Here is a 24926-nt window from a genome sequence, read left to right as displayed (position 1 = left end):
CGACTCCGGACGGCGCTGCGTGCTTCCCGCGGCGCACCGCGGCGCACACGTCTACCCACCGGCCGAGGTAGGCACGGTCGCCTGAGAACGCGAAGAGCCTCAAGAACGCGAAAGGCCCAGGCCGCCGTGCGAGCCGGCGACCTGGGCTGTGATTCGGCAGAGGGCTAGACGCCGACCTCCACCCGCTCTTCCAGACCGGCCTCCACGCGCTGTTCGAGGGTGACCTCCACCAGCCCGCCGTCCCCCACCCGCACGCCGTAGACCGGCACCGACAGCGTCTCGTCGTCCAGGCACCGCCCGCTCACCAGCGAGTACACCTGCTTGTGCAGCGGCGAGGCCACGGTCGGCTCGCCCTGCCTGGTGCCGACGATGCCGCGCGAGAGCACGTACGCGTCGGTGTAGGGGTCGAGGTTGGACAGCGCGTGCAGGTCACCGTCGTAGGTCATGAAGACGGCCACCTGGACGCCGTCCACCAGGGCGCAGACGCCGCTCTCCGGCCGCAGGGCGTCGATGGAGCAGATCGGGGTCCAGCTCATCGGGCCATCACCGGCTTGATCTGGCCGCGCTCGCTGGCGAACACGATCGACGGGTCGGGCACGCCGGGGGCGTTGACGAAGCTCACGAACCGGCTCAGCTTCTCCGGGTCGTCCAGCGTCGCGGCCCACTCGTCGGCGTACGTGGCGATGTGCCGTTCCATCTGCGCGTCCAGGTCGGCGCAGATGCCCAGCGTGTCTTCCATGATCACCTCACGGAGGTAGTCGAGCCCGCCTTCCAGCGACTCGAGCCAGGTGGACGTGCGTTGCAGCCTGTCGGCCGTGCGGATGTAGAACATCAGGAACCGGTCGATGGTCCTGATCAGCTCGTCGGTGCTCAGGTCGTTGGCCAGCAGGTCGGCGTGGCGGGGCTTGAAGCCGCCGTTGCCGCCGACGTACAGGTTCCAGCCCTGCTCGGTGGCGATGATGCCGAAGTCCTTCGAGCGGGCCTCGGCGCACTCGCGGGCGCAGCCGGAGACGGCCGACTTGAGCTTGTGCGGGGAGCGCAGGCCCCGGTAGCGCAGCTCCAGCGCGATGGCCATGCCGACCGAGTCCTGCACGCCGTAGCGGCACCAGGTCGAGCCCACGCACGACTTGACCGTGCGCAGCGCCTTGCCGTACGCGTGCCCCGACTCGAACCCGGCGTCCACCAGCCGCCGCCAGATCGCCGGGAGCTGGTCGACGGTGGCGCCGAACAGGTCGATCCGCTGCCCGCCGGTGATCTTGGTGTAGAGGCCGAAGTCGCGGGCCACCTCACCGATCACGATCAGCTTCTCGGGTGTGATCTCGCCGCCGGGGATGCGCGGGACGACCGAGTACGTGCCGTTCTTCTGCATGTTGGCGAGGAACTTGTCGTTGGTGTCCTGAAGGGTGGCCCGCTCGCCCTCCAGCACGTGCCCGTTGTGCAGCGAGGCCAGGATCGAGGCCACGGCCGGCTTGCAGATGTCGCAGCCCCTTCCGGTGCCGTGCCGGCCGATGAGCTCGGAGAACGTCGTGATGCCGCGTACCCGCGCGATGTCGAACAGCTCGGCCCGCGAGTACGTGAAGTGCTCGCACAGCGCCTTGCTGACCTCGACGCCCGACTTCTCCAGGAGCTGCTTGAGCATCGGCACGCAGCTTCCGCAGGTCGTGCCGGCCCGCGTGCAGGCCTTCAGTCCTGGCACGTCGGTCACGCCCTTGTCGGCGATGGCCGTGCGGATGTCGCCCGCGCACACGTTGTTGCAGGAGCACACCTGCGCCTCGTCCGGCAGGTCGAGCTGCGCCCCCGCCCCGCTGAACAGCAGGTCGGACGGCGAGGCGGGCAGCTCTTTGCCGACGAAGGGCCTCAGCTGCGTGTACGGCGAGGCGTCGCCCACGCAGATGCCGCCGAGCAGCGTCCGCGCGTCGTCGCTGATGAACAGCTTCTTGTAGACGCCGCCGACCGGGTCCATGTAGGTGACGTCGAGCGCCCCCTCCATGGCGCCGAACTGCGCCACCTCCACGCCCAGCAGCTTCAGCTTGGTCGACATGTCGGCGCCCTCGAACGTCGAGGAGCCGCCCATGATCCGGTCGGCCGCCACCTCGGCCATCGTGTTGCACGGCCCGACCAGGCCGTACACCATGCCGCCCGCCAGCGCGCACTCACCGATCGCGTAGATCGCGGGGTCGGAGGTCAGCATGCCGCCGTCCACCACGATGCCGCCGCGCGGGCCGACCTCCAGCCCGGCCGACCTGGCCAGCTCGTCACGGGGCCTGATGCCCGCGGAGAACACGACGACCTGCGCGTCCACCATGCTCCCGTCGGGCTTGCGCAGGCCGGTGACCTGGCCGGAGCCGTCGGTCACGACCTCCTGGACGCCCGCGCCGGCGTGCACGCCCAGGCCGAGCCCCTCGATGTGCGACTTCAGCACCGAGCCGCCGCCCTCGTCCACCTGGCGCGGCATCAGCCAGGGGCTCATCTCGACGATGTGCGCCTTGAGGCCGAGCGCCCGCAGCGCGTCGGCCGCCTCCAGGCCGAGCAGGCCGCCGCCGACCACGACGCCCTCGACGGCGTCCTTGGCGGCCACCCTGATCGCGTCGAGGTCCTCGATCGTGCGGTAGACGTAGGCGTGCTCGGCGCCGGGCACCGGCGGCACGAACGGCGCGGAGCCGGTGGCCAGCACGAGCACGTCGTACGGCTCCACGCCGCCGTCGGCCAGCGCGACCCGCCTGGCCTCTCGGTCGATGCCGGTGACCTTGGTGTTCAGCCTGGTCACGATCCCGGAGGGCACCTCGTAGGTGAGGTCGTCGGCGCTGGTGCCGGACAGGTACGAGGTCAGGTGCACCCGGTCGTAGGCCGGGCGCGGCTCCTCCCCGATCACGGTGACGGTGCCGCCGAAGCCCTTGCTCGTCAGAGTCTCGACGAGCCGGTGAGCCGTCGGACCATACCCTACGACGACAATCCTGTTCATACCGAAACTCCTTCTTGCTCGCACAGCCAGCCGACGATGCCCTCGACGGCGTCGCGGCAGGTTCCGCATCCGGTCGTGGCCCTGGTGGCGGTCGCCACCGCGGCCACGTCCCTGGCCCCGGCCTCCCAGCAGGCCCTGATCTGACCCTTGGTCACGTTGTTGCACTGGCAGACCTTGGCCGCGTCGGGCATCAGCGTCGGGCTGTCGGCCACGGGCGCCGAGGCCAGCCCGGGGAAGAGCAGCCCGGCCCGGTCGCCGGGCACCGGCCCGCCGCGGTCGAAGAGCTGGGTGAGCGTGCCGACGGCGTCGCTCTCGCCCAGCAGGATCGCGCCGACCAGCCGGCCGTCCTTGATGACGAGCTTGCGGTAGGTGCCGCGGGCCCGGTGGCTGAAGCGCACCACCTCGGCGTGCTCCTCGCCGAGCTGGGTGTCGCCCATCGCGGCCAGCTCGACGCTCTTGGCCTTGAGCCTGGTCACCAGCCGGGAGCCGCGGTAGAGGCCCTTGCCGCCGGTGATGACGTCGGCGGCCACGGACGCCTGCTCCCAGGCGGGGGCGACCAGCCCGTAGACGGTGCCGTCGTGCTCGGCGCACTCGCCGATGGCGAAGATGGACGGGTCGTCGGTGCGCAGCTCGTCGTCCACGACGACGCCGCGCCGCACCTCCAGGCCCGCGTCGGCGGCCAGGCCCGTGACGGGGCGGACGCCGCAGGCCAGGATGACGAGGTCGGCCTCGACCAGCTCGCCGTCGTCGAGCCGGACGCCGTGCTCCTCGACGCCGGAGGCGGAGACGCCGGTGCGGATCTCGACGCCGAGCCCGTTCAGCGTCTCGCCGAGCACCTCGCCGGCCTCCACGTCGAGCTGGCGCTCCATGAGGTGGCCCGCCAGGTGCAGCAGGGTGACCGGGAGGCCGCGCCCGGCCAGGCCGCGGGCGGCCTCGATGCCGAGCAGGCCGCCGCCGACGACCACGGCCTTGCGGGCGCTCGCGGCGGCCTCGATGATCCGCTCGCAGTCGTCGAGGGTGCGGAACGGGATGGCCCGCTCGACGCCGGGGATCGGCGGCACGATCGCGTCGCTGCCGGTGGCCAGCACCAGCAGGTCGTACGGCTCGCGCCGGCCGTCCTCGGTGACGACGTGCCTGGTGTCCCTGTCGATGTGCGCGACCGCGCTGCCGAAGGCGGCCTCCACGCCGTGCGCGTCGTACCAGGAGGGGTCGAGCAGCCGCACCTGTTCGGGGCGGGAGCTGCCGGCCAGCACGTTGGACAGCAGCACCCGGTTGTACGGGTGCCGCGCCTCCGCGCCGAAAACAGTGATCTTCATCTGCGGGTCACGGGTGCGCACCTCGCTGACCAGCCGCGACCCGGCCATCCCGTTGCCCACGACGACGAGCCTCATGAGTCCCTCTCCACCCTGACAGCGCAGACCTTGAACTCCGGCATCCTCGACGTCGGGTCGAGTGCCGGGTTGGTCAGCCGGTTGGCGCCCTCCCAGTGGAAGGGCATGAACACGGTGTCGCGCCTGATGGCGTCGCTGATCCTGGCGACGGCCTTGCCCTCGCCTCTCCTGCTGCTGACCCGCACGACGTCCCCGGCGGTGATGTCGAGCTGCTCGGCCAGGTCCGGGTGCAGCTCGACGTACGGCTCGGGGGAGGCCTGGACGAGCGAGGCGATGCGCCGGGTCTGCGCACCGCTCTGGTAGTGGGCGAGCACCCGGCCGGTGCTCAGGTAGACGGGGTAGTCCTGGTCGGGCTCCTCGGCGGCCGGCCGGTGCTGGACGGGCACGAACCTGGCCCGCCCGTCGGGGTGGGCGAACCGGTCGAGGAACGGGCGGGGCGTTCCTGGGTGCTCGGGGGAAGGGCACGGCCAGAAGACGCCCGTTTCGTCCGCGATGCGGTCGTAGGTGATGCCGGAGTAGTCGGCGGGCCCGCCGGCGCTGGCCCGGCGCAGCTCGTCGAAGACCTTGACCGGCTCGGTCTCGAAGGTGTGGCCGAGCCGCCCGGCGAGCCCGGCGAGCACGTCGAGGTCGCTCCTGACGCCCTCGGGCGGCGTGGCGGCCCGGCGGCGGAGCAGGACGCGGCCTTCGAGGTTCGTCATGGTGCCGCTCTCCTCGGCCCATTGCGTGACGGGGAAGACCACGTCGGCCAGCGCCGCGGTCTCCGACATCACGAAGTCGCAGGTGACGAGCAGGTCGAGGGCGCCGATGCGCCCGGCGACGTGCTCGGCGGCGGGGGCGGAGATGACGGGGTTGGAGCCGAACAGCAGCAGCGCCTTCGGCCCCTCGGGGGTGCCGAGCGCGTCGAGCAGCTCGTACGCCGACCGCCCCGGCCCGGGGATGTCCTCGGCCGGGATGCCCCAGATCCGCGCCAGGTGCTCGCGGGCCGCCGGGTCGTCGATCTTGCGGTAGCCGGGGAGCTGGTCGGCCTTCTGGCCGTGCTCCCTGCCGCCCTGGCCGTTGCCCTGCCCGGTCACGCACCCGTACCCGGAGCCGTGCCTGCCGGGCAGGCCGAGCGCGAGGGCGAGGTTGATGAACGCGGTGACGGTGTCGGTGCCCTTGGCGTGCTGCTCGGCGCCGCGGCCGGTCAGGATGTACGCCTTGTCCACGGCGGCCAGCGCCCTGACGGCCTGCCGCATCTGGTGGACGGGCACCCCGGTGATCCGCTCGACCAGCTCGGGCCACCAGGCCGACAGCGAGGTGCGCACCTGTTCGAACCCGGTGGTCCTGGCGGCGACGTACTCCTCGTCCACCAGGCCGTCGGCGATGGCCAGGTGCAGCATGCCGAGGGCGAGCGCCAGGTCGGTGCCGGGCGTGGGCTGCAGGTGCAGCCAGGCCAGCTTGGCGGTCTGGGTGCGGCGCGGGTCGATGACGATGAGGCGCGGCCCGTCCAGGTGGCGCACGAACGGCGGCATGGTCTCGGCGACGTTGCCGCCGGCGATCATGACGACGTCGGCGTCGTCCAGGTCGGTGATCGGGAACGGCATGCCCCGGTCCAGGCCGAACGCCCTGATGGAGGCGGCGGCGGCCGAGGACATGCAGAAGCGGCCGTTGTAGTCGATCTGGCTGGTGCGCAGGGCGACCCGGGCGAACTTGCCGAGCGTGTACGCCTTCTCGTTGGTCAGCCCACCCCCGCCGAACACGGCCACGGCGTCGGGGCCGTGCTCGGCGCGGATGGCGGACAACCGGTACGCCACGTAGTCCAGCGCGACGTCCCACTCCACGGGCTCGCCGTGCAGGAGGGGGGTGGTCAGGCGCTCGCCGTTGGTGAGCAGCTCGCCCGCCGTCCAGCCCTTCTGGCACAGCGCCCCGGAGGCGTTGGCCGGGATGTCGGTCCTGGGGCTGATGGTCAGCTCAGGCCCGATCTCCATGCCGCACTGCAGGGCGCAGTACGGGCAGTGGGTCTTCACAGGCACGTCAGATCCGGGCATAGGAGAGACTCGCGATCACCTTGACGCCGACCGTCCTCGTGTAGCACCACCAGGTCAGGCCCAGGCAGGCGACGTAGAAGATGCCGAAGGCGAGGAAGGCGGGGGCGGGGGTGCCGGCCGCGGCGAACGCCATGCCGAACGCCCGGTTGATGAGGAACCCGCCGAGGGCGCCGACCGCCGAGATGATGCCGATGGCGGCGGAGGCCTGGCGCTTGCCGTACAGCAGGGTCTCCTCGGTCTCGTCGCCGCGCTCGGCGACGGCCTTGGCCTGGAAGATGGCCGGGATCATGCGGTAGGTGGAGCCGTTGCCGACGCCGGCGGTGAGGAAGAGGAGCTGGAAGGACAGGAAGAACATCCAGAAGTTGCCGGAGGTGCTGGCCCACCAGACGAGCAGGACGCCGCCGCCCATGGCGGCGAAGTTCCACAGGGTGACGGGGGCGCCGCCGAGCTTGTCGGCCAGCAGACCGCCGACGGGCCTGATCAGCGAGCCGATCAGGGGTCCCGCGAAGGCGACGGCCGCGTACGGGGCGTCGGGGAAGAGGCTCTGGCTCAGCAGGGGGAAGGCGGTGGAGTAGCCGATGAACGAGCCGAACGTGCCGATGTAGAGGAAGGACATGATCCAGGTCTGGGCCTTGCCTGCCACCGCGAGCTGCTGGCGGGGGTTGGCCTTGGCGCTGGTCAGGTTGTCCATGAAGAAGAACGCGCAGGCGGCGGCGACGACGATGAACGGGATCCAGAACCATCCGGCGGCGGCCAGCCCGAGCGAGCCGATCACCAGCGGCATGACGAGCTGCACGGAGCTGACGCCGATGTTGCCGCCGGCGGCGTTGAGGCCGAGCGCGACGCCCTGCTTGTTGCGCGGGTAGAAGTAGGTGATGTTGGCCATGCTGGAGGCGAAGTTGCCGCCGCCGAAGCCGGCCAGGGCCGCGATGACCAGGAAGAGCCAGTAGGGCGTGTCCGGGTTGTTCACCGCCACGCTGAGCAGCACGGCGGGGATGAGCAGCAACGTCGCGCTGATCACGGTGAAGTTGCGGCCGCCGAACTTGGCGGGCCCGAACGTGTAGGGCACCCGCAGCACGGAGCCGATCAGGTTCGGCAGGGCGACCAGCCAGAAGAGCTGGTCGGTGGTGAACTCGTACGAACCCATCTTGGTCGCCACGATGCTCCACAGGGTCCACACCGTGAAGCCGAGGTGCTCGGCAGCGATCGAGAAGATCAGGTTGCGGCGTGCGACTCGTTTGCCTGACTTCTCCCAGAATGCTGGGTCATCGGGGTGCCACTCGGCGATCCAGCGCGCCATCGACCTCTCCTACGCTCGGCGTCCGGGGATCTCCAAGGTAGGAAGGGCTCGTTACGCACTTTGACCGTGCGTGGCTGTGCGTTGGTTACGTGTGATTCACCTCGGTAACAAGTCACGCACAACCGTCACTGCGGAAACACGCCCGTAATGATCGGTTACCTGCCCTGCCCTGGGGTAACTGCACTGGGAGCAAGGGGGGAAACATGATCAAAAAGCTTCATGACATGGGTGTCAAGTCGGGGCACATGTACACCGCGGGGCTGGCGTCCATCGCCCTGTCCTTCGGCACCTGGCTGCTGTCGAAGAACACGGAGCAGGCTGGGCTGGACCGGGCCGACCGCTGGGGCATCTTCATCGGGGAGTGGGCGCCCACGTTCTTCGCGCTCGGTGTCGCGCTCCGGATGGAGGAGACGCACCGCGACCTCGAAGAGCCGTCGGCGGGCATGTTCGAGCAGGAGAGCAGCCGGGCGCGCTCGCACGCCGGGGTTTAAACGGATGTGTCACGCAGGTCACGTCACGGTGCGTGACCTGCGTGACGGCTGCCCGGGCCCAGTTGGCCGGGCTCAGTCGCGCGGGGTCAGTCGCGCGGGGTCAGTCGCGCGGGGTCAGTCGCGCGGGGTCAGTCGCGGCGGGCGGCCAGGCGGGCGAGCGGCTCGTCGGTCAGCCGGTAGCGGTACCAGTCGTCCTGGTTGACCGCGCCGAGCTTCTCGTAGAAGTCGATGCTGGGCCGGTTCCAGTCGAGGACCGCCCATTCGAGGCGCTGGTAGCCGCGCTCCGCGCAGATCTCGGCCAGCTTGCGCATCAGGCCGACGCCGTGGCCGCCGCCGCGGTGCTGCGGGCGCACGTACAGGTCCTCCATGTAGATGCCGTGCGTGCCGCGCCAGGTGGAGAAGGTCAGGAACCACAGCGTGAAGCCCACCACCGCGCCGTCCTGCTCGGCGATGTGCACGAAGGCGGCGGGGTGGTCGCCGAAGAGGGTGTCGTGGAGCTGCTCCTCGGTGACGCGCACCTCGTGTGCGGCCTTCTCGTACGTGGCGAGCTCAAGGATCATGCTGACGATTTCCGGCACGTCAGCGGGTGTGGCAGGACGAATCATGGCATTGAGGCTACGCGGGATTGAACCCTCCCCGTACGTCATACGTGCTTCACCTAGAACGGTATTCGGACCAGCGTGGGGACGCTCAGTCCGGATGACCGACAGGGGAGCGGGAATCGTGAGCGTTGCACAAGGACTGGGTGTTCGCCCGCCGTCATGCCCGGATCTCGAAGCGGCCCTCGTCCGGGGCGAGCGCGCGCTGTTCGAGGACGGTGACCTGCAGCGCGCCCGGCGCTGGTTCGACCAGGCCTACGTGCGGGCGGAGGAGTGCGGCGACCAGGCGGCACTGGCGCAGGCGGCGCTGGGGCTGGGCGGGATCTGGGTGCACGAGTACCGCACCGCCGTCGAGTGGGAGAAGGTACGGGTCCGCCAGCGGCACGCGCTGTCCCAGGTGGACCCCGGCTCCCCGCTCGCGCTGCGGCTGCGGCTGCGCATCCAGGGCGAGGAGGACTACCGCGGCGGCGCCCACGACGGCATCCTGCGGCTGCTGGACCAGGCCAGAGGCTCGGGCGACGCGCTGGCGCTGGCGGAGGCGCTGAGCCTGGCGCACCACTGCGTGCTCGGGCCGGAGCACGGGAAGCTGCGGATGCAACTGTCCGGCGAGCTGATCGGCCAGGCCGCCGTCACCGGCCGCAGGAGCGACCTGATCATGGGCCTGATGTGGCGCACGGTGAACCTCCACCTGGCCGCCGACCCGCACGCGGAGCGCTGCATGCAGGAGCTGCGCGCCGTGCTCGGCGAACACCCGAACCTGGCCATCGAGTTCGTGGTGCGCGCGCTGGAGGTCATGCTCACCATCCGCGCGGGCCGCCTGGAGGAGGCCGAGCGACTGGCCGGCGTCTGCTTCGAGCGCGGCGTCGCAGCCGGCGACATCGACGCGATCGGCTGGTACGGCGGCCAGCTCGGCGCCATCCGCTGGTACCAAGGCCGCGCCCCCGAGCTGCTGCCCGCCCTCGCGGACCTGGTCAACTCCCCCACGCTCAGCCCCATCGACAACTCCTACGTGGCCGCCCTCGCGCTGGCCGCCGCCGTCGCCGGGGACCGCCGGCTGGCCACCGGGCACCTGGCCCGGTTACGCGGCCGGGACCTGGCGGAGGTGCCCAGCTCCAGCTCCTGGCTGACCGCGATGTACTGCGTGGTCGAGGCCGCCCACCTGCTGCAGGACGCCGACACGGCCGCCTGCGCGTACGCGTTGCTGAGCCCGTACGCGCACCTGCCGGTGATCGCCAGCCTCGGCGTGGCCTGCTTCGGCTCGGTGCGGCACTCCCTGGGCATGGCCGCGCTCACCACCGGCGACCTCGACCTGGCCATCGCGCACCTGCGCGAGGCCGTGCACGACAACCTGGCGCTGGGCCACTGGCCGGCCGCGACGCTGTCGCGCTGCCGGCTCGGCCAGGCGCTGGCGCTGCGCGACGGCCCCGCCGACGAGACGGCCCGCGCCGAGCTGGCCACCGCCGCCCGCGAGGCCGCCGACCTGGGCATGGTCCTCCCCGCGGTGGTCGGACGGCCACCGCGGGCGGACGGGGCGTGCCGGTTCCGGCGCGACGGGCGGCACTGGCGCGTCGAGCTGAACGGGCGGGTGGCGCTGGTGGACCACAGCGTCGGCATGGCGCACCTGGCCACGCTGGCCGCCAACCCCGGCCACGAGATCCCCTCCGCGGACCTGGCGGCGGGCACCGCGGCGAGCGCGGCGGCGAGCGCTCTCGCGGGCAAGGCTGCGGGCAGGGCGGCCGGCGGGAAGCGGCGGGAAGGCTCGCGCGAGTCGGTGCAGCCCATCCTCGACGACGTGGCCAGGAACTCCTACCGCCGCCGCCTCACCGGGCTGCAGGCCGAGATCGACGAGCACGAGGCGATGCACGACCTCGAACGCGCGGGGGCGCTGCGGATGGAACGCGAATGGCTGATCGCGGAGCTGGCCGCCGCGACCGGCATGGGCGGCCGGGCGCGGCCGTTCGCGGGCAACGAGGAACGCGCGAGGATCGCCGTCGGCAAGGCCATCAGGCGGGCGCTGGACCGCATCTCGGCAGTGGACCGGACCATCGGCGAGGAGCTGCGCGCCACCGTGCAGACCGGGGTGCGCTGCTCGTACCGGCCGCGCTGACGACCCCTGGCCCGCGATGGCACGGCGTGGAACAGAGTGTCACGCCTAAGTGGAGGGGGCCTGTTTCCGTACGTCGACTGGGGGACGATCCATGCGCCATCCGCAAAGGCTCAGCATACCCATCCATCTTGAGCGTGGCCTGCCCGAGCCGCTGCAGGACCAGCTCACCGCCCAGCTCAGGAGGGCCATCGTGCGGGGGCAACTGGCCCCCCGCAGCCGGATGCCGTCCACCCGCACGCTGTCACGCGTGCTGGGGATCTCCCGGGGTGTGGCGCTGGCCGCCTTCGAAAGGCTGCTGGCCGAGGGGTACATCACCGGGCGGCACGGCTCGGGCACGTACGTGTGCGAGCAGGCGAGCGCCGCGCCCCGCGCGGCCGCCTCCGGCGAGACGCTGCTCGACCTGCGGCTGGACCGGCCGAGCACCCAGGGCTTCCCGCTGGCCGCGTGGCGGGCGGCCTGGCGGCGCGCCGGCCTGCACCGGCCGCCGCTCGGCGGGCTGCCCGCCACCGGGCTGCCCGCGCTGCGCGCCGCCATCGCCGCCCACCTGCGGCACGTGCGCGGCCTGGAGCTGGACGGCCACGAGGTGATCGTCACGCCCGGCATCGCGGACGCGCTGCGGCTGATCCTGCGCGCGCAGGGCGGCTCCGACCCGGTGATCGCGCTGGAGGACCCGGCTCCGCCGAAGCTCAGGGCCGCGCTCTCCCGGCTCGGCACCGTGCTGCCCCTGCCCGCCGACGGGTCGGGCGCGCGTACCGACCGGATCCCCGCCGCCTGCGACGTCGTCGTGGGGCTGCCCGAGCGCGGCGACCCGCTCGGCACGCGGCTGCCGCTCGAACGGCGCCACACGCTGACGCGGTGGGCGCGCGACAGCGGCGGCCTGGTGCTGGAGCCGGCCTTCGACGGGCTGTTCGCCGAGGCGCCCGAACCGTTGCCCGCCCTCGCGTCGCTCGGCGACCCGTGGTCCACGGCCATGGTGGGCTCGTTCGCCGAGGTGCTGACGCCGACGCTGCGGCTGGCGTTCGCGGTGGTGCCGCGGCGGCTGGCCGGGGAGATCGAGCAGTTCATGCCCGCGGGGCCGTCCATCACCTCCCAGCTCGCCGTCACGGACCTGCTCAGGTCGGGCTGCGTGGCCGGGCGGACGGCCGAGCTGTCGGCCCAGTACGCGGCCAAGCGGGCGCTCGTCCGGCAGGCGCTGGAGGCGTACCCGCACACCAGGCTGCTCGGCGCGCGCACCGGCGCGGCGGCCACGCTGCTGCTCCCGGTGTCGGTGCCGGCCGCCTCGGTGGCCGCGGCGCTGCTCGCGCGGCGGGTGCAGGTGGCCGAGCTGGCCGCCTACCACCATCCGGAGTCGCAGCCGGGCAACGGGATCGTGCTCAGCTTCGGCCACCTGGACGGCGTGTCGCTGCGCCGCGCGCTGCACGCGCTCACCCGCACGCTGGACGAGCACCGGCTGGCGCGGCGCACGGCCGCATGACCGGGCGGGGTAGTGGCGGGAGCGGCGCGTGAGGCGCATCTTTCAGTGATCGGCTCTCCGCACCACAAGAGGGGATCTCATGAACAAGCTCATCGCGCTGCTGCTCCTCGCCCCGCCCCCCATCGTTTCCGCCACCGATGTCGATCCGGTTCGGGGGTGGAACGAGCAGGCGCTCCAGGTCGTCCGCGCCGAACGGGCCTCCGACTCCGACGCCGCCAGAACGTACGCGATGCTCAACATCGGCATGTACGACGCCGTCAACGGCATCGCCACCGCCCGCGGCGACCACCACGCCAGGACGCCCGCGCTGCGCGACCCGAAGGGCGCGCCCGCGCGCGGCGACCAGCAGGCCGCGGCCGTGGCGGCGGCGCACGCGGTGCTGACCCGCCTGTACCCGGGGCAGGAGGCCACGCTCACCGAGCGGCTCAACGCTGACCTGGCCCGATTAGGGACGGGGTCGCGCATCGCCGACGGCCGCGCGTGGGGCGAGATCGTCGGCAGGGACGTGCACGCGGCCAGGCAGGGCGACGGCTCGTCACCGGTGGAGACGCAGCCCGCCGGCTCGGGGCCCGGCGTGTTCGCGCAGGCTTGGCCGGGCGTGCAATACCGGAACATGACGCCGTTCGGCATCGCCGACGCCGCCCCGTACGTCGGCGACGGCCCGCCCGCCCTCGCCGGCCTCGACTACGCGGCGGCGTTCGCCGAGGTCAGGCTGCTCGGCGACGCCTCCATCACCGACGCGGACAAGTCGGCCGTCTACCAGTACTGGTCGCTGCCCACCGGCACGGCGCAACCACCGGGCGAATGGGTCAAGATCGCGCTCGCCGTGGACCGGCCGCTGCCGCTGGCAGCGGAGGCCCGGCTGTTCGCGCTGCTCGGCATGGCCCTGGCCGACACCTCCATCCCGACGGTCCGCACGAAGCACACCTTCCGCCACTGGCGGCCCACGGCGGCCATCCAGCAGGCGGACACCGACGGCAACCCCTACACCGAGCCCGTCCCCGGCTGGCGGGCGCGGGCCGGGAGCGCGGGCAGCTCCCCCGAGTACATCTCGGGCCACAGCTCCTTCAGCGGCGCGGGCGCCGCCGTCCTGGCAGGCTTCTTCTGCGCCGACCGCATCCCGTTCACGCTGGTCACCGACAGCGCGCCGATCGACCCGGCGACCGGGCAGCCGTGGCGCAGGACGTTCCCCGCCTTCTCGGCCGCCGCGGCGGACGCGGGCCGCTCCCGGGTGCTGGGCGGGCTGCACTTCTCCTTCAGCAACTTCGACGGGCTCGCGATGGGGGCGGACGTCGCCGCCGAGATCCTCGCCAAGCGCCTCCTCCTCAAATCCGGCCCCACCCACACAGGCGCCTGCCCCCGCTGACCCCGTACCTCCTGCTTCTGCCGACGCATGCCCCGACGCGCGCCCCGCCCCTCCCACAGACGCGCGCCCCGCCCCTCCCCACCACCCGGGGGCGGGGTGTGCCCTTCCCCCTTCCATCCGGAAGACTGTTGCTGGTCAGGCACATCAGCTATGAGGTGGACACACATGGAACAGCGCGTGTTGGGACGCACCGGACGCCGCGTCGGCGTGGTCGGGCTCGGCGCCTGGCAGCTCGGCGCCGACTGGGGCGAGGTGTCGGAGGACGAGGCCGTCGCCACGCTCACCGCCGCCGTCGAATCGGGCGTGACCTTCATCGACACCGCCGACGTGTACGGCGACGGACGCAGCGAGCAGATCGTCGGCCGCTTCGCCAAGGCCCACCCCGAGGTCACCGTGGCCACCAAGATGGGCCGCCGGATGGAGCAGATCCCGTCCAACTACGTCATGTCCAACTTCCGCGCCTGGAACGAACGTTCCCGCCGCAACCTGGACGTGGACACCCTCGACCTGGTCCAGCTCCACTGCCCGCCGACGCCCGTCTACTCGACGGACGCGGTCTTCGACGCCCTCGACACGCTGGTGTCGGAGAAGAAGATCGCCGCGTACGGGGTGAGCGTCGAGACGTGCGAGGAGGCCCTGACGGCCATCGCCCGGCCCGGCGTGGCGACGGTGCAGATCATCCTCAACGCGTTCCGGCTCAAGCCGCTGGAGCAGGTCCTCCCTGCGGCCCGCGCGGCCGGGGTGGGCATCATCGCCCGCGTCCCGCTGGCCAGCGGGCTGCTGTCGGGCAAGTACGACGAGCAGACCACCTTCTCCGCCGACGACCACCGCAACTACAACCGGCACGGCGAGGCGTTCGACGTCGGCGAGACGTTCTCCGGCGTGGACTTCGCCACCGGCCTGGAGGCGGTCCGCCGCCTGGCGCCCCTGGCGCCCGACGGGGTGAGCATGGCGCAGTTCGCGTTGCGGTGGGTGCTGGACCAGGAGGGCGTCTCGGTCGTCATCCCCGGCGCCCGCAACCCTGCCCAGGCCCGCTCCAACGCCGCCGCCGACACGACCCCGCCCCTGGACGCCGCCACCCTGGCCGCCGTCCAGGACGTCTACGACGACCTCATCCGGCCCCAGGTCCACGACCGCTGGTAGGAGCGGGCGTCAAGCGTCCCGCCCGGAACAGCAGAGGCACCGTCAACCGGCGGCAGGTCTGGTGACCTTGTCGGCCACCGCCACCCATCTCGCTGTCCGGGCGGGACAACCCGCCGGAGAATTCCACTCCGGACGGTCTGACGCTCATGCGCGGATTGCGTACCTCCACCATCTGCCCCTGAACGTGCTCAGGCAAGGGCCCCTTGCCCGGCGGTCTCAGCAGGTGACCGTTCTGTCCTACGAACCGGCCTTGAACGTCCATTCGCGCGAGCGCCCGGTGGCCCGGCGGACACAGGTGGGCCCCCCGGATCTACCCATCCGAGGGGCCCGAGAACGACCGCCATATGTGAGTGCCGGCGGCTTTTAAGGGAACGGGTCAGCCCTTACGACGCGCGCTCTGCCATTGAGCCACCGCCGCATGGTGAGAGCGGCGGGCCGGATTCGAACCGGCACCTCAACATCCACAGCCCGTCCCGATCGATCCGGCACTCGACGATCAATGCTGAATCTAGAGCGAGAATCTGAAATTGAGACGGCCGCCTCTGCCAGTTGGGCTACCGGGGCGCGGATGCCCCGGGAAGGACTCGAACCTTCACTGTCACCGTCATGTCAGCCTCAGGCCTCAGCCTCAGCTTGCGCTCTTCGCGCGCCCTCGCACGAGGCGAGGGAGTCCTTAGCGTAGTTCACCGGGCGCCGGCGGCAAGCCCGGTTCAGGCGAAGAGGTAGGCGAACACCCTCTCGCCGACCTTCCTGTCCACGATCTCGGCGCCGTTCGCCTCCTCACGGGCGTACTTCACCGCGTCCTGCAGCTTCTGCACGCGCGCCAGCAGCTCGTTGACCCGCCGCTGCGGCAGCGCCCCGGAGAAGTTGACCTTCGTCCAGTAGCCGACGACGATGTCCTCGTTGTAGACCTGCACCTGCGCGGGGTGCTTGTCGGTCGCCTCCGCCAGCACGTGGTTGCGCGGCACCTTCTTGGTGCGGGTGGTCTTGACGGGATCGGTCCGCCAGGTGTCGGTGGCCTCGTCCCGCGACCACGTCTCGGCCGGGTCCAGCGTGGGCAGCTTGGAGACCAGCGTGTAGACGTCCGTGAGCTGCTTCTCCAGGAAGAGCAGGTACGTCACCGGCACGTCCTCCAGCAACACCGTGCCGTCGACGACGACGCTGGCCTTGGCCTCGCAGTTGGCCCAGTCCTTGGTGGCGGTCACGTCGAACAGCCGCGCCATTGCGGTTCCGACGCCCTTGAGCACCTCGTCGGCCTGCACCTGCACGCGCGTGGACTCGGGCGGCAGTTGCTCGCCCTCGTCGTCGATCGGCTGGTACGTCCGGGAGATGCCGGAGAGCAGGGGTGTCTTCTGGATCTGGTGGTAGGCGTCCGTCACCTTGCGCTGGACGTCCGACTTCACACCCTTCTCGACCGCGAGGATCTGGTTGAGCTTGGTCACGATCGAAACCCTAGAGCCAATCCGGACCACCTCACACCCGATTATTTCCCCTTAGTTGATTTACCCGCGAAAGTAAAGCCTTGGCAAGCGCTTTCCCTGCCGCTAAAAACGTTCTAATCTCAGATCACCCGGCAGGAGTACACCTGTGAGGCTCGCTCTCATCGCCGCCGCACTCACGTTATCCATCCCGGCCACCCCAGCCGCCGCAGCACCCCTGGACCCGTCCCCCGGGCTCAAGTTCGACTTCGGCTCCACCACCAGCCCCCTGGCCGACGGCTACACGCGCGTCGCCCACACCACCCTCTACACCCCCGACCTCGGCTACGGCCTGGACCGCGCGGTGGGCTACCGCGACCGGGGCACCGCCGACCCGGTGACGCGGGACTTCACGGTCGCCGCCTCGTACGGCTTCGCCGTGGACGTCCCGAACGGCGAGTACGAGCTGAAGGTGATCTCCGGCGACGCCATCGCCCCGAACACCACCACCCTCGCCGTCGAAGGCGAGCCCCGTGCCACGATCACCGCGAGCACCGGCGCGTACGGCGACTACACCGGCACAGCCCGCATCACCGACGGCCGGCTCGACCTGGGCTTCGGCCAGGACGGCCGGGTGAACGCGATCCTCGTCGCCCCGGCCACCGCCCCCACGGGCCTCGCGGCCTCCGCCATCGAGGCCACCGCCACCCCGGCGGTCACGCTCACCTGGAACGCGACGGGCTCGTCCGGCTACGAGGTCTATCGCGCCGGGACGGCCACCGGCCCCTGGGCCAAGCTGGGCGACAGCACGGCAGCCACGTTCACCGACACCACGCCCGAGCTGGGCCTGACCTACGCCTACGCGGTCAAGACCCCCGGCGGCACCCTCGGCGCGCCCCTCACCGTCACCGTCAAGGACGCCGCGAGCCCCGCCCCGGCCACCCCCGAGGGCCTGCAACTCGTCACCGCCACCACCAAGAAGATCACCTTGCGCTGGCGTCCGGCCGAGAACGCCCTCCTCTACCACCTCTACCGCGACGACGAGCGGATCGGCGTCGTCACGGACCCTGACAAGGCCTCCTACACCGACGAGATCGTCCCCGGCGCCCGGCACGCCTACCGCGTCGTGGCCGCGGGCCCCGGCGGTCTCTCGGCGCCGTCGGCCACGCTCACCTCACCGGTCACCGCGTACCCGCTGCGCCGGATGCCCGAGCTGGACCGGGGCCTGGTGGCCGTACCGACCGGGCAGGGCACGCTGGTGAGCTGGCGGATGCTCGGCACCGACCCGTCCGGTGTGCGCTTCAAGCTCTACAAGGACGGCAAGCCCCTCACCAGCACCGACCGGACCAACCACCTGGACGCCGGCGGCACCGGCTCCTACACCGTCGCCCCGGTCCTGGACGGCAGAGAGGGACGCCGCTCGGCCCCGGCCCGCCCGTGGACGGCCGCGTACCTGGACATCCCGCTCGAAAAGCCGACCGGCGGCGTCACCCCCGCCGGGAACGCCTACGACTACCGCGCCAACGACGCCGCCGCCGCCGACCTGGACGGCGACGGGCAGTACGAGATCGTGCTCAAGTGGGACCCGTCCAACAGCAAGGACAACTCCCAGGGCGGCTACACAGGCCCGGCCGTCTTCGACGCCTACGAGCTGGACGGCACCCGCCTGTGGCGCGTCGACCTGGGCCGCAACGTGCGCGCCGGCGCGCACTACAGCCCGTTCCTGGTGGACGACTTCGACGGGGACGGCCGCGCCGAGTTCGTCGTCAAGACCGCCGACGGGACGGTGGACGGCGCGGGCATGGTGATCGGCGACCCGGCCGCCGACCACAACACCGGCGGACGCATCCTCAGCGGCCCTGAATACCTGACCGTGTTCGACGGCCGCACCGGCAAGGCCCTGGCCACCGTGGACTACGAGCCGGCCCGCGGCAACCTGGCCGACTGGGGCGACAGCAGCGCCAACCGCTCCGACCGCTTCCTGGCCGCCTCCGCCTACCTCGACGGTTCCCTGCCCAGCATCGTGATGACCCGCGGCTACTACGCCAAGAGCATGCTGGTCGCCTACGACTGGCGCGGCGGCAGGCTGACCAAGCGGTGGACGTTCTCCAGCTCCGGCAACCCGGGCTACGGCGGCCAGGGCAACCACAACCTGTCCGTCGCCGACGTGGACGCCGACGGCAGGGACGAGATCGCCTACGGCGCGATGACCCTGGACGACGACGGCACCGGCCTCTACACCACCAAGCTGGAGCACGGCGACGCCATGCACCTCGGCGACCTCGACCCGGCCCGCCCCGGCCTGGAGATCGTCGGCGTGCACGAGCACACGAACATGCCGTGCGGCCTGGAGATGCACGACGCCGCCACCGGCGAGATCCTCTGGTGCGTCAGGACCGGCCAGGACACCGGCCGCGGCCTCACCGGCGACATCGACCCCGCCCACCCGGGCGAGGAGGCCTGGGCCTCCAACGGCGCCGGCCTGCACACCGCCACCGGCGACCTCATCTCCGCCGACAGGACCCCGGCGATCAGCAACACCATCTGGTGGGACGGCGACCTGTCACGCGAGATCCTCGACCACGACTACTCCGCCGACAAGCTGGCCGGCGTCCCCACCATCGGCAAATGGACCCCGTCCACCCAGACCACCACCAACCTCCTCACCGCGACCGGCACCTACTCCAACAACACCACCAAGGGCAACCCGTCCCTCCAGGCGGACCTCCTCGGCGACTGGCGCGAGGAACTGCTGGTCCGCACCGAGGACTCCACCGCCCTCCGCCTGTACGCCACCCCTTACGCGACGGAGCACCGCTTCCCGACGCTCACCCACGACCCCGTCTACCAGTCGGGCGTCACCTGGCAGAACGTCGGCTACAACCAGCCCCCGCACACCGGCTTCTTCCTCGGCACCGGCATGACCACCCCGCCCGCCCCGTACCTGACCACCGGCGCGCCGCTTCCCACCCGCGTCCAGCTCCACCACCAGGACCAGCTCCAGGTGAAGGTCTCCGGGACGCGCGCCGACGTCCTGCCCGCCACGGTACGGGCAGTCGCGGACGGCAAGATCATCCCCTTGTCCGCCGTTCCGCTCCGCCACGATCGGTTCCGGGTCGATGCCACCGGCGTCGAGCAGGCCCTCTCCGGTTACACCGGGACGGTCACCGTCACCGTCAGCGGCCATCTGTCCGACGGCCGCACGTTCACGGGCGAGCTCAAGCTCCGCCCATAGCTCCGGCCCCGTCCGCGTGGACGGGGCCCAGCCTTGATCTTGGTCACGGGCCTTCGGCATGATGTCGCGGCAGGGCGTCCCCGCCCTCGTGACCCGCGAGAGGCGAACTCGGATGATCCTCCCCGCCTTACAGGTGGCGGCCGTGACCGCAGCAGGCCTGAACTTCGCACTCGGGCTGTATGTGCTGATCACGAACCGCACCCCCCGCCTGTTCAGCCGCCGTCAGCAGCGCAACCCTCGCCTCTTCGGAGCAGGCCTGATGCTCGTCGGCGCGGGCATCGTCCCCATGGTCCTGAACGGCCTGCTGCCGGACCTGCCTCTCCTGATGTCGCTCACGCTGGTCGTCGTGAGCGCCGCATGCTGGCTGTCCGGCTCGGTCCTGGTGCTCCTGTCGGCGGCCGACTCGTCCTGACGATCGTCATCAGGGCTCAGCCCGCCTCCTCCGTGAGCGCGAACGGCGAGTCGGGGTCGGACGGCGGCAACGGCACGTCGAGCCGTTCGAACGCCGCCCTGAGCGCGCTCTCACTGGCCAGGACCAGCTCGAAGGCGTTCGCGTGACGCTGCGCGTCCACGATCTTCGCGAAGAGTTCGAGCAGTTTGTCCGCCTTCTCCTTCCGTTCCGCTCGGCGCGCGCCCCTCGGGCAACCGGGCCAGGAACGTGCCCAGCGGCCAAGAGTCTTCCCGGTGGCTTCCCAACGGCGCACCTCCAGCCCTTCTTCCGCACTATGACACCGAAGAAGAGCCGGACCAACACCCACCGTGCCGGGGACGCGGAACCCCTGCTCGCGCTCAGCGCTGCTTGAGGCGCTGAGCCTCCTTGCGCGTCTCAGCCTGAACGGCCTGCTCGTGCTCCAGCCAATCCGGATTCTCCGCCTTCAGCGCCTCGATCTCGGCGGTGGTGAGCGGCTCGGTGATCCCGCCCCGGATCAGCCCGGAGACGGAAACCCTCAGCTTCGCGGCCACGACCTGCTTCGGGTGCGGCCCGTTGCGCCGCAGCTCCACCAGCCACGCGGGCGGCTTGGCCTGCAGCTCGTTCAGCTCGTCCCTGGAGACGACGCCCTCACGGAACTCGGCGGGAGTGGCCGACAGGAGCACACCCAGCTTCTTGGCCGCGGTCTCGGGCTTCATCGTCTGGACGGACTTCGGTTTGGACGAGCTCATGAGGCCAAGCGTAGTCAGTCGGTAGGGGTTTCCTGACATCGGTACCCTGAGGCGGTGACTGATGGTGAGACGTTCCGGCTGGCGTACGTGCCCGGGGTGACCCCCGCGAAATGGGCGGGCATCTGGACCGAGAGGCTGCCCGACGTACCGCTCGCCCTGGTCACGGTCCCCGCCGCCGAGGCGGTGGACCTGCTGCGGGGCGGCGGCGCGGACGCCGCCTTCGTCCGGCTGCCGATCGACCGCGACGCGCTCAGCGTCATTCCCCTTTACGTGGAGACCACCGTCGTCGTGGTGCCCAAGGACCACGCGGTGGCCGCCGCCGACGAGATCGTCCTCGCCGACCTGGCCGACGAAGAGGTGCTCCGCCCCCAGGACGACACCATCGAATGGCCGCTCAGGCCGGGACTCCCCGCGTTCACCGACCCCGCCACCACGGCCGAGGCGGTCGAACTGGTGGCGTCCGGAGCGGGGCTGCTGGTGGTGCCGCAGTCGCTGGCCCGCCTCCACCACCGCAAGGACCTCACCTACCGGCCGGTGACGGACGCGCCGCAGTCGCAGGTCGCCCTCGCCTGGCCCACGGACGCGACCACCGACCTGGTGGAGGACTTCATCGGCATCGTCCGCGGCCGGACCGTGAACAGCACCCGCGGCCGTAACACCCCTCCGCCCGCGGAGAAGCCGGCCCGCCGGCAGACTCAGAAACCGGCGCGAAGCAGCTCAGGCCGCCGAGCCACACGCCGGGGCAAGGGCCACCGACCCCGATAAACCAACCTAGAAGCGTAGGGTGACAACTCGATCACCCTTCGGCGCGTCTCATCTCCTGTCACGGTTCATCTCCCCGACCGCAGGAGGGGGCACGTTGCCCAAGCGCTTCGCTCTCGCCGTCCTCACCACCGCCGCCATCACCGCGTGCGGCACCGGCACACCACCCGCCGCCCCCGTCGAAACCGTCACCGTCCAAGCCACCTCGACAGCGAGCTCCGGCCCGCCCAAGCCGAGCGAGACCGCGGCGGAGCAGAAAACGCTGCCGGACGTGGTCGGCATGAACCTCCAAGAAGGCCAGGACACGCTGCAGGCGGCGGGCTTCCACGCACTGAACGACAAGGACGCCACCGGGCAGAACCGGCTCCAGGTCCTCGACCGCAACTGGGTCGTCACCCGGCAGTCGCCGCCCGCCGGCAGCAAGGTGAGCACCGATACGCTGATCACCCTTTACGCCAAGAAGATCGGCGAATAGCGAGGGCCCGCCCTCCTCCCCCAGAGGCGGGCGGGCCCTCACGATCAGGCCTACAGGTCCTTGCACCACATCCACTTGCCGTCGACGTAGCACTTGTACCAGCCGTCGTTCGCGGGGTTCCACGCGTGAGCGGGACTGCTCGTCACGCCGATCGTCAGCACGGTGGTGATGGACAGCAGGACCAGAGCCAGCGCCCGGCGCACGCCACGGGCCGCAATCAGGTTTCTCATGGCGCCATGCAACATGCCGCCACTTGGACCGCTCTTGGACCTGGCTGCAACCCGCCCGGAGCCTTCTGGCAGCACACGCTCCCGAATGCCACGGAAGGTCATCCCGCGTATGTCCCGAGAGGCGGTGCCTCCGTTCGCAACCGCTGCTGTCACAGCTCCAGCGGCGGCAGTCCTCGCCTCTCCCGGTAGCGCTGCCGCTCCGCGGTCAAACTCTCCGACCCGTTGGGGCCGCCCATGACGACATCCGCATTGTGATCATCCTGCCCGTCGTCCTCCCACCAGCATTCATCACACATCTGAAAGCCGCCGCGGTAGCAGAGGGTGGGGCGGAAACAGCATGGGCACGTGTACGGCTCATCACGCGGCGGCAACCGAAGGAAGATCCCATCGTGCTCATCCATCACGCACAGGACCCACCGCTTGCGTTCACGGATTTCCTCGATGCTGAGGGGGGTCATGTTCCGTCATGATGCCAGCCATACGGTGGCGATCCGACCGGAAGGTCGCCGTCCACGTGACCCACGGATGCGACAGTCCCATGGTGTCTCCGGGAAGCCCCAGGCCAGACGGCATTCGGCGAGTGCTTACGAGCAACGCCGACCTGCCACGCCCATCTCCGTCCAGTAGAGAACAATCAGGCTTTCGCCTCCTACGTCTCAGGTGGGGTCGCGGTCAGCAACCCTGCGCTGGTTCCCTTTTGCCTTCATTCCTGCATCGAAGACACGCAGGTGTACCGCGTCAGGAGAACCTGGCTCTGGCGCTAAGTACTGAAAGGCCGGGACAAGATTCACGACTTCCTCTCCGTCCTCCACCTCGACCAAGACCCTGGCATTTCGCACCCATATGCGGTTGGAAGGTGTTTGAAAGACGAGCGCTCTGAACGTGATGTGGGCGACGTCGCCTGCCACGCGGGGCGCATGATCGCGGACGACCGCGTACGTGGTGATGGAGCACGGAGGAAGGTTCCCCAAGTCAGCGAGACCTCCTCGGGGCGCGCGCGGGATGCCACAGCCCGTTCCTGCTGCTCCAGGTTGTCCACCCGGTCCAACACCTGTAGGGACAATGCCGCCAGAGAGACGGCCAGTGCAACGACTGCGGCAACGCCGGCCATCATCGTGCCGATCATGGTTGTCTTGCTGTGGCTGTCCCACTCCAAGCGTAGGCAGCCGGCATCAGAAGGGGGCGCTCAGGAAGATCCGATGAGGCAGTTACGGCCCCTGCCGGGGTGCCCTGTTGCGAACACCTCACCAAGGCCTTGACGAGGCCTTCCGCGTACGACGCCGAGCGCCTGCCCCAACTCATATTGAGACGGCAGCCGACTGTCCGGCGGTAGGTGCCGTCCGTGATCCTCGTCTCCGCCACGTCGGCTTTCCGCTTCCATTTTCGCGAGCAGCGTCTGTAACTCCATGTACGGCGCCATCCCCTCTACTGAAAGAGCGTCGCGCCGATGCTCGACAAGTGGGTCGTTATCGACCTCGTACATCTACTTGCCGTGCCGGATCTGCGCACGCAGCAACTCCTTGTAGGCCTCGTCCACGATGACGGCGCCTAGCGGCAGAACGCGGGCGCCAAGTCGAGGTCGTCGGTAGCCCTCGCCATCGTGGCCCAACAGTCACGATCGAAGTACTCACGGTCTGCCGCCTGCTTGGCTGATGTTGATTCACGTGTCAGGCCGTCTTATGAGGAGAACTCATCTCCGGGATCCTTCGACCGCCTGCCGCGGCGTAGGAGCAACGCGGCCGCGGCCTCCTTGACTGGATAAGCTGCCGGCCTCGTACCCGGGATCTCCAGGCCCTTCAGGAGCTTTCTGATGCGCCGGGGTTGGAGTGGTCCCTTCTCCAGAAAGTGAGCGAGTTGCCCAGCCGTCGCAGTCTTGATCTCTTCTTCGGGTTCAGGTGCAGCCGTCAGCAGGGGCGTGACTGCCGGGTTCCCGCCGCTGCCGGCCGCGTCAAGGAGATCCTTACGGGCGGCGATCAGCCATACTTCGATGCGCCGATCGATCTGGCCGCTGATCTCGTTAGCGACTCTAGCCCTGACAGCGTTCTCCAGGCTCTCCTCGAACACGGCCTTGAACCGCTGGTCGAATCGCTCCTGGAAGCCCGCGCTGTCGGCCCACGTGTTGGCGTAGACGGTGAAGAGGTTGTCGAACCAGTTGGTTACCCACGCGTCGAACCCCTTCTTGAGCTCGCGATCCTGCCACGCCTTGATGCGCTTGTTGCACCGCGAATCGAACTGGGCGTCGAAGTGGGTCCTCATGCCTTCCTGAAGTCGATCGTCTTCGTTGCCGAGCCACGCCTGAACTCGTTGGTCGATCTCGGTGCCCAGCCGTTCAGCGATCCACTGATCAAACTTGGCCTGGAACCACTTCTCGAAGTCGTCCTCTGTCGTCCGCGCCCAGAATGCCATGCAGCGCCCTCGCTACCAGCAGGAGATATGGATCAGTCATGTGGAAGATACGAAGGATCACACATGCCGGATAGTCCATGGTCACGGCACTGTTGGGTCTCTCTAGAGAGATAAAATTCCGTCGTTGACCGCCGGATCGTGTGCCTACTTCTCACGATGACCACCGTGGCATCGTCAGAGGTGTCGAAGCGGAGCGCGGCAGGTGTACGAACACGGGGCCACTGCGCCAAAGCCCCCGAAGATGACTCCTACCCCTCCCTGTCAAAATGGACAGAGGTAGCAAACAGGCATGAAACTCTGTGCTGAGGGTGGGGAAGGAGACATCCCTTCGTGGGAGCAAGCAAGCCGGATCCGGAGGTCCCTGATCCTCAGGTGCGGG

The 24926-nt window shown here is 70.4% G+C and carries 21 protein-coding genes; 9 read left to right on the top strand and 12 right to left on the bottom strand.

The genetic code is table 11. From position 1 onward, the window contains the following. Window positions 1–164: 164 nt before the first annotated feature. The 5 genes from nirD to ABD331_RS57485 are packed head-to-tail and all read right to left on the bottom strand — an operon-like array spanning window position 165 to window position 7680. Window positions 165–536: a nitrite reductase small subunit NirD gene (nirD, locus tag ABD331_RS57505; RefSeq protein WP_344495520.1), complete on the bottom strand. Its 372-nt coding sequence runs from the start codon at window positions 534–536 to the stop codon at window positions 165–167. Continuing rightward, complete coding sequence (gene nirB, locus ABD331_RS57500; RefSeq protein ID WP_344495518.1) at window positions 533–2962, bottom strand: nitrite reductase large subunit NirB; 2430 nt, start codon at window positions 2960–2962, stop codon at window positions 533–535. The genes nirD and nirB overlap by 4 nt, the downstream gene beginning before the upstream one ends. After that, a complete protein-coding gene (locus tag ABD331_RS57495; protein WP_344495516.1) occupies window positions 2959–4353 on the bottom strand; it encodes an FAD-dependent oxidoreductase in 1395 nt (464 codons plus the stop codon). Before ABD331_RS57495 ends, nirB begins: the two co-directional genes overlap by 4 nt. Next, a complete protein-coding gene (locus tag ABD331_RS57490; RefSeq protein ID WP_344495514.1) occupies window positions 4350–6380 on the bottom strand; it encodes a molybdopterin oxidoreductase family protein in 2031 nt (676 codons plus the stop codon). Before ABD331_RS57490 ends, ABD331_RS57495 begins: the two co-directional genes overlap by 4 nt. Further along, window positions 6367–7680 (bottom strand): MFS transporter, encoded by a 1314-nt coding sequence (locus ABD331_RS57485; protein ID WP_344495512.1) that lies wholly within the window; start codon window positions 7678–7680, stop codon window positions 6367–6369. The genes ABD331_RS57490 and ABD331_RS57485 overlap by 14 nt, the downstream gene beginning before the upstream one ends. A gap of 203 nt (window positions 7681–7883) precedes the next feature. Between ABD331_RS57485 and ABD331_RS57480 the strand changes: the two genes are divergently transcribed. Beyond that, the gene (locus ABD331_RS57480; protein ID WP_344495510.1) at window positions 7884–8171 is read left to right on the top strand and encodes a hypothetical protein; all 288 of its coding nucleotides are present in this window, start codon (window positions 7884–7886) and stop codon (window positions 8169–8171) included. A 128-nt stretch (window positions 8172–8299) separates the two neighbouring features. On the opposite strand, the gene ABD331_RS57475 is transcribed toward ABD331_RS57480, so the two are convergent. Continuing rightward, window positions 8300–8776: a GNAT family N-acetyltransferase gene (locus ABD331_RS57475; protein ID WP_344495508.1), complete on the bottom strand. Its 477-nt coding sequence runs from the start codon at window positions 8774–8776 to the stop codon at window positions 8300–8302. A 118-nt stretch (window positions 8777–8894) separates the two neighbouring features. On the opposite strand from ABD331_RS57475, the gene ABD331_RS57470 reads away from it, so the two are divergent. The 4 genes from ABD331_RS57470 (at window position 8895) to ABD331_RS57455 (ending at window position 14860) form a co-directional block, all read left to right on the top strand. Next, window positions 8895–10877 (top strand): ATP-binding protein, encoded by a 1983-nt coding sequence (locus ABD331_RS57470; RefSeq protein ID WP_344495506.1) that lies wholly within the window; start codon window positions 8895–8897, stop codon window positions 10875–10877. A 91-nt stretch (window positions 10878–10968) separates the two neighbouring features. After that, window positions 10969–12351, top strand: coding sequence for an aminotransferase-like domain-containing protein (locus tag ABD331_RS57465; RefSeq protein WP_344495504.1), 1383 nt, complete (start codon window positions 10969–10971; stop codon window positions 12349–12351). A 79-nt stretch (window positions 12352–12430) separates the two neighbouring features. Beyond that, entirely contained in the window at window positions 12431–13717 is a 1287-nt protein-coding gene (locus tag ABD331_RS57460) for a vanadium-dependent haloperoxidase (RefSeq protein ID WP_344495502.1), read from the top strand. 165 nt (window positions 13718–13882) lie between these two features. Further along, window positions 13883–14860 (top strand): aldo/keto reductase, encoded by a 978-nt coding sequence (locus ABD331_RS57455; RefSeq protein WP_344495500.1) that lies wholly within the window; start codon window positions 13883–13885, stop codon window positions 14858–14860. Between the two features lie 710 nt (window positions 14861–15570). Here ABD331_RS57455 and ABD331_RS57450 read toward each other — a convergent pair. Further along, the gene (locus ABD331_RS57450) at window positions 15571–16302 is read right to left on the bottom strand and encodes a DUF7873 family protein (protein WP_344495498.1); all 732 of its coding nucleotides are present in this window, start codon (window positions 16300–16302) and stop codon (window positions 15571–15573) included. Between the two features lie 145 nt (window positions 16303–16447). Between ABD331_RS57450 and ABD331_RS57445 the strand changes: the two genes are divergently transcribed. Next, window positions 16448–19513 carry a rhamnogalacturonan lyase family protein gene (locus tag ABD331_RS57445; RefSeq protein WP_344495496.1) on the top strand — a complete coding sequence of 1022 codons (3066 nt, stop codon included), beginning with the start codon at window positions 16448–16450 and terminating at the stop codon, window positions 19511–19513. A 142-nt stretch (window positions 19514–19655) separates the two neighbouring features. Then, the gene (locus ABD331_RS57440; protein ID WP_344495494.1) at window positions 19656–19925 is read left to right on the top strand and encodes a hypothetical protein; all 270 of its coding nucleotides are present in this window, start codon (window positions 19656–19658) and stop codon (window positions 19923–19925) included. Between the two features lie 16 nt (window positions 19926–19941). Here ABD331_RS57440 and ABD331_RS57435 read toward each other — a convergent pair whose 3' ends face one another. Further along, window positions 19942–20217 (bottom strand): hypothetical protein, encoded by a 276-nt coding sequence (locus ABD331_RS57435; protein WP_344495492.1) that lies wholly within the window; start codon window positions 20215–20217, stop codon window positions 19942–19944. 85 nt (window positions 20218–20302) lie between these two features. Continuing rightward, window positions 20303–20674: a DUF5997 family protein gene (locus ABD331_RS57430; protein WP_344495490.1), complete on the bottom strand. Its 372-nt coding sequence runs from the start codon at window positions 20672–20674 to the stop codon at window positions 20303–20305. A 54-nt stretch (window positions 20675–20728) separates the two neighbouring features. Between ABD331_RS57430 and ABD331_RS57425 the strand changes: the two genes are divergently transcribed. Both ABD331_RS57425 and ABD331_RS57420 read left to right on the top strand, forming a co-directional pair. Further along, a complete protein-coding gene (locus ABD331_RS57425) occupies window positions 20729–21439 on the top strand; it encodes a LysR family substrate-binding domain-containing protein (protein WP_344495488.1) in 711 nt (236 codons plus the stop codon). Window positions 21440–21533: 94 nt separating this feature from the next. Next, window positions 21534–21911: a PASTA domain-containing protein gene (locus ABD331_RS57420; protein ID WP_344495486.1), complete on the top strand. Its 378-nt coding sequence runs from the start codon at window positions 21534–21536 to the stop codon at window positions 21909–21911. Window positions 21912–21961: 50 nt separating this feature from the next. Here the strand turns inward: ABD331_RS57420 and ABD331_RS57415 are convergent, their stop codons facing one another. The 3 genes from ABD331_RS57415 to ABD331_RS57405 form a co-directional block, all read right to left on the bottom strand. Continuing rightward, complete coding sequence (locus ABD331_RS57415) at window positions 21962–22141, bottom strand: hypothetical protein (RefSeq protein ID WP_344495484.1); 180 nt, start codon at window positions 22139–22141, stop codon at window positions 21962–21964. A gap of 149 nt (window positions 22142–22290) precedes the next feature. Further along, complete coding sequence (locus tag ABD331_RS57410) at window positions 22291–22599, bottom strand: CPCC family cysteine-rich protein (RefSeq protein WP_344495482.1); 309 nt, start codon at window positions 22597–22599, stop codon at window positions 22291–22293. Window positions 22600–23818: 1219 nt separating this feature from the next. After that, window positions 23819–24547 (bottom strand): hypothetical protein, encoded by a 729-nt coding sequence (locus tag ABD331_RS57405; RefSeq protein ID WP_344495480.1) that lies wholly within the window; start codon window positions 24545–24547, stop codon window positions 23819–23821. Window positions 24548–24926: the final 379 nt, after the last annotated feature.

The sequence above is a fragment of the Nonomuraea monospora genome (assembly GCF_039531895.1).
Lineage (GTDB): Bacteria > Actinomycetota > Actinomycetes > Streptosporangiales > Streptosporangiaceae > Nonomuraea > Nonomuraea monospora.
The sequence above is the reverse complement of the archived record's forward strand: the minus strand, read 5'-3'. Positions and strand labels throughout refer to the sequence as shown.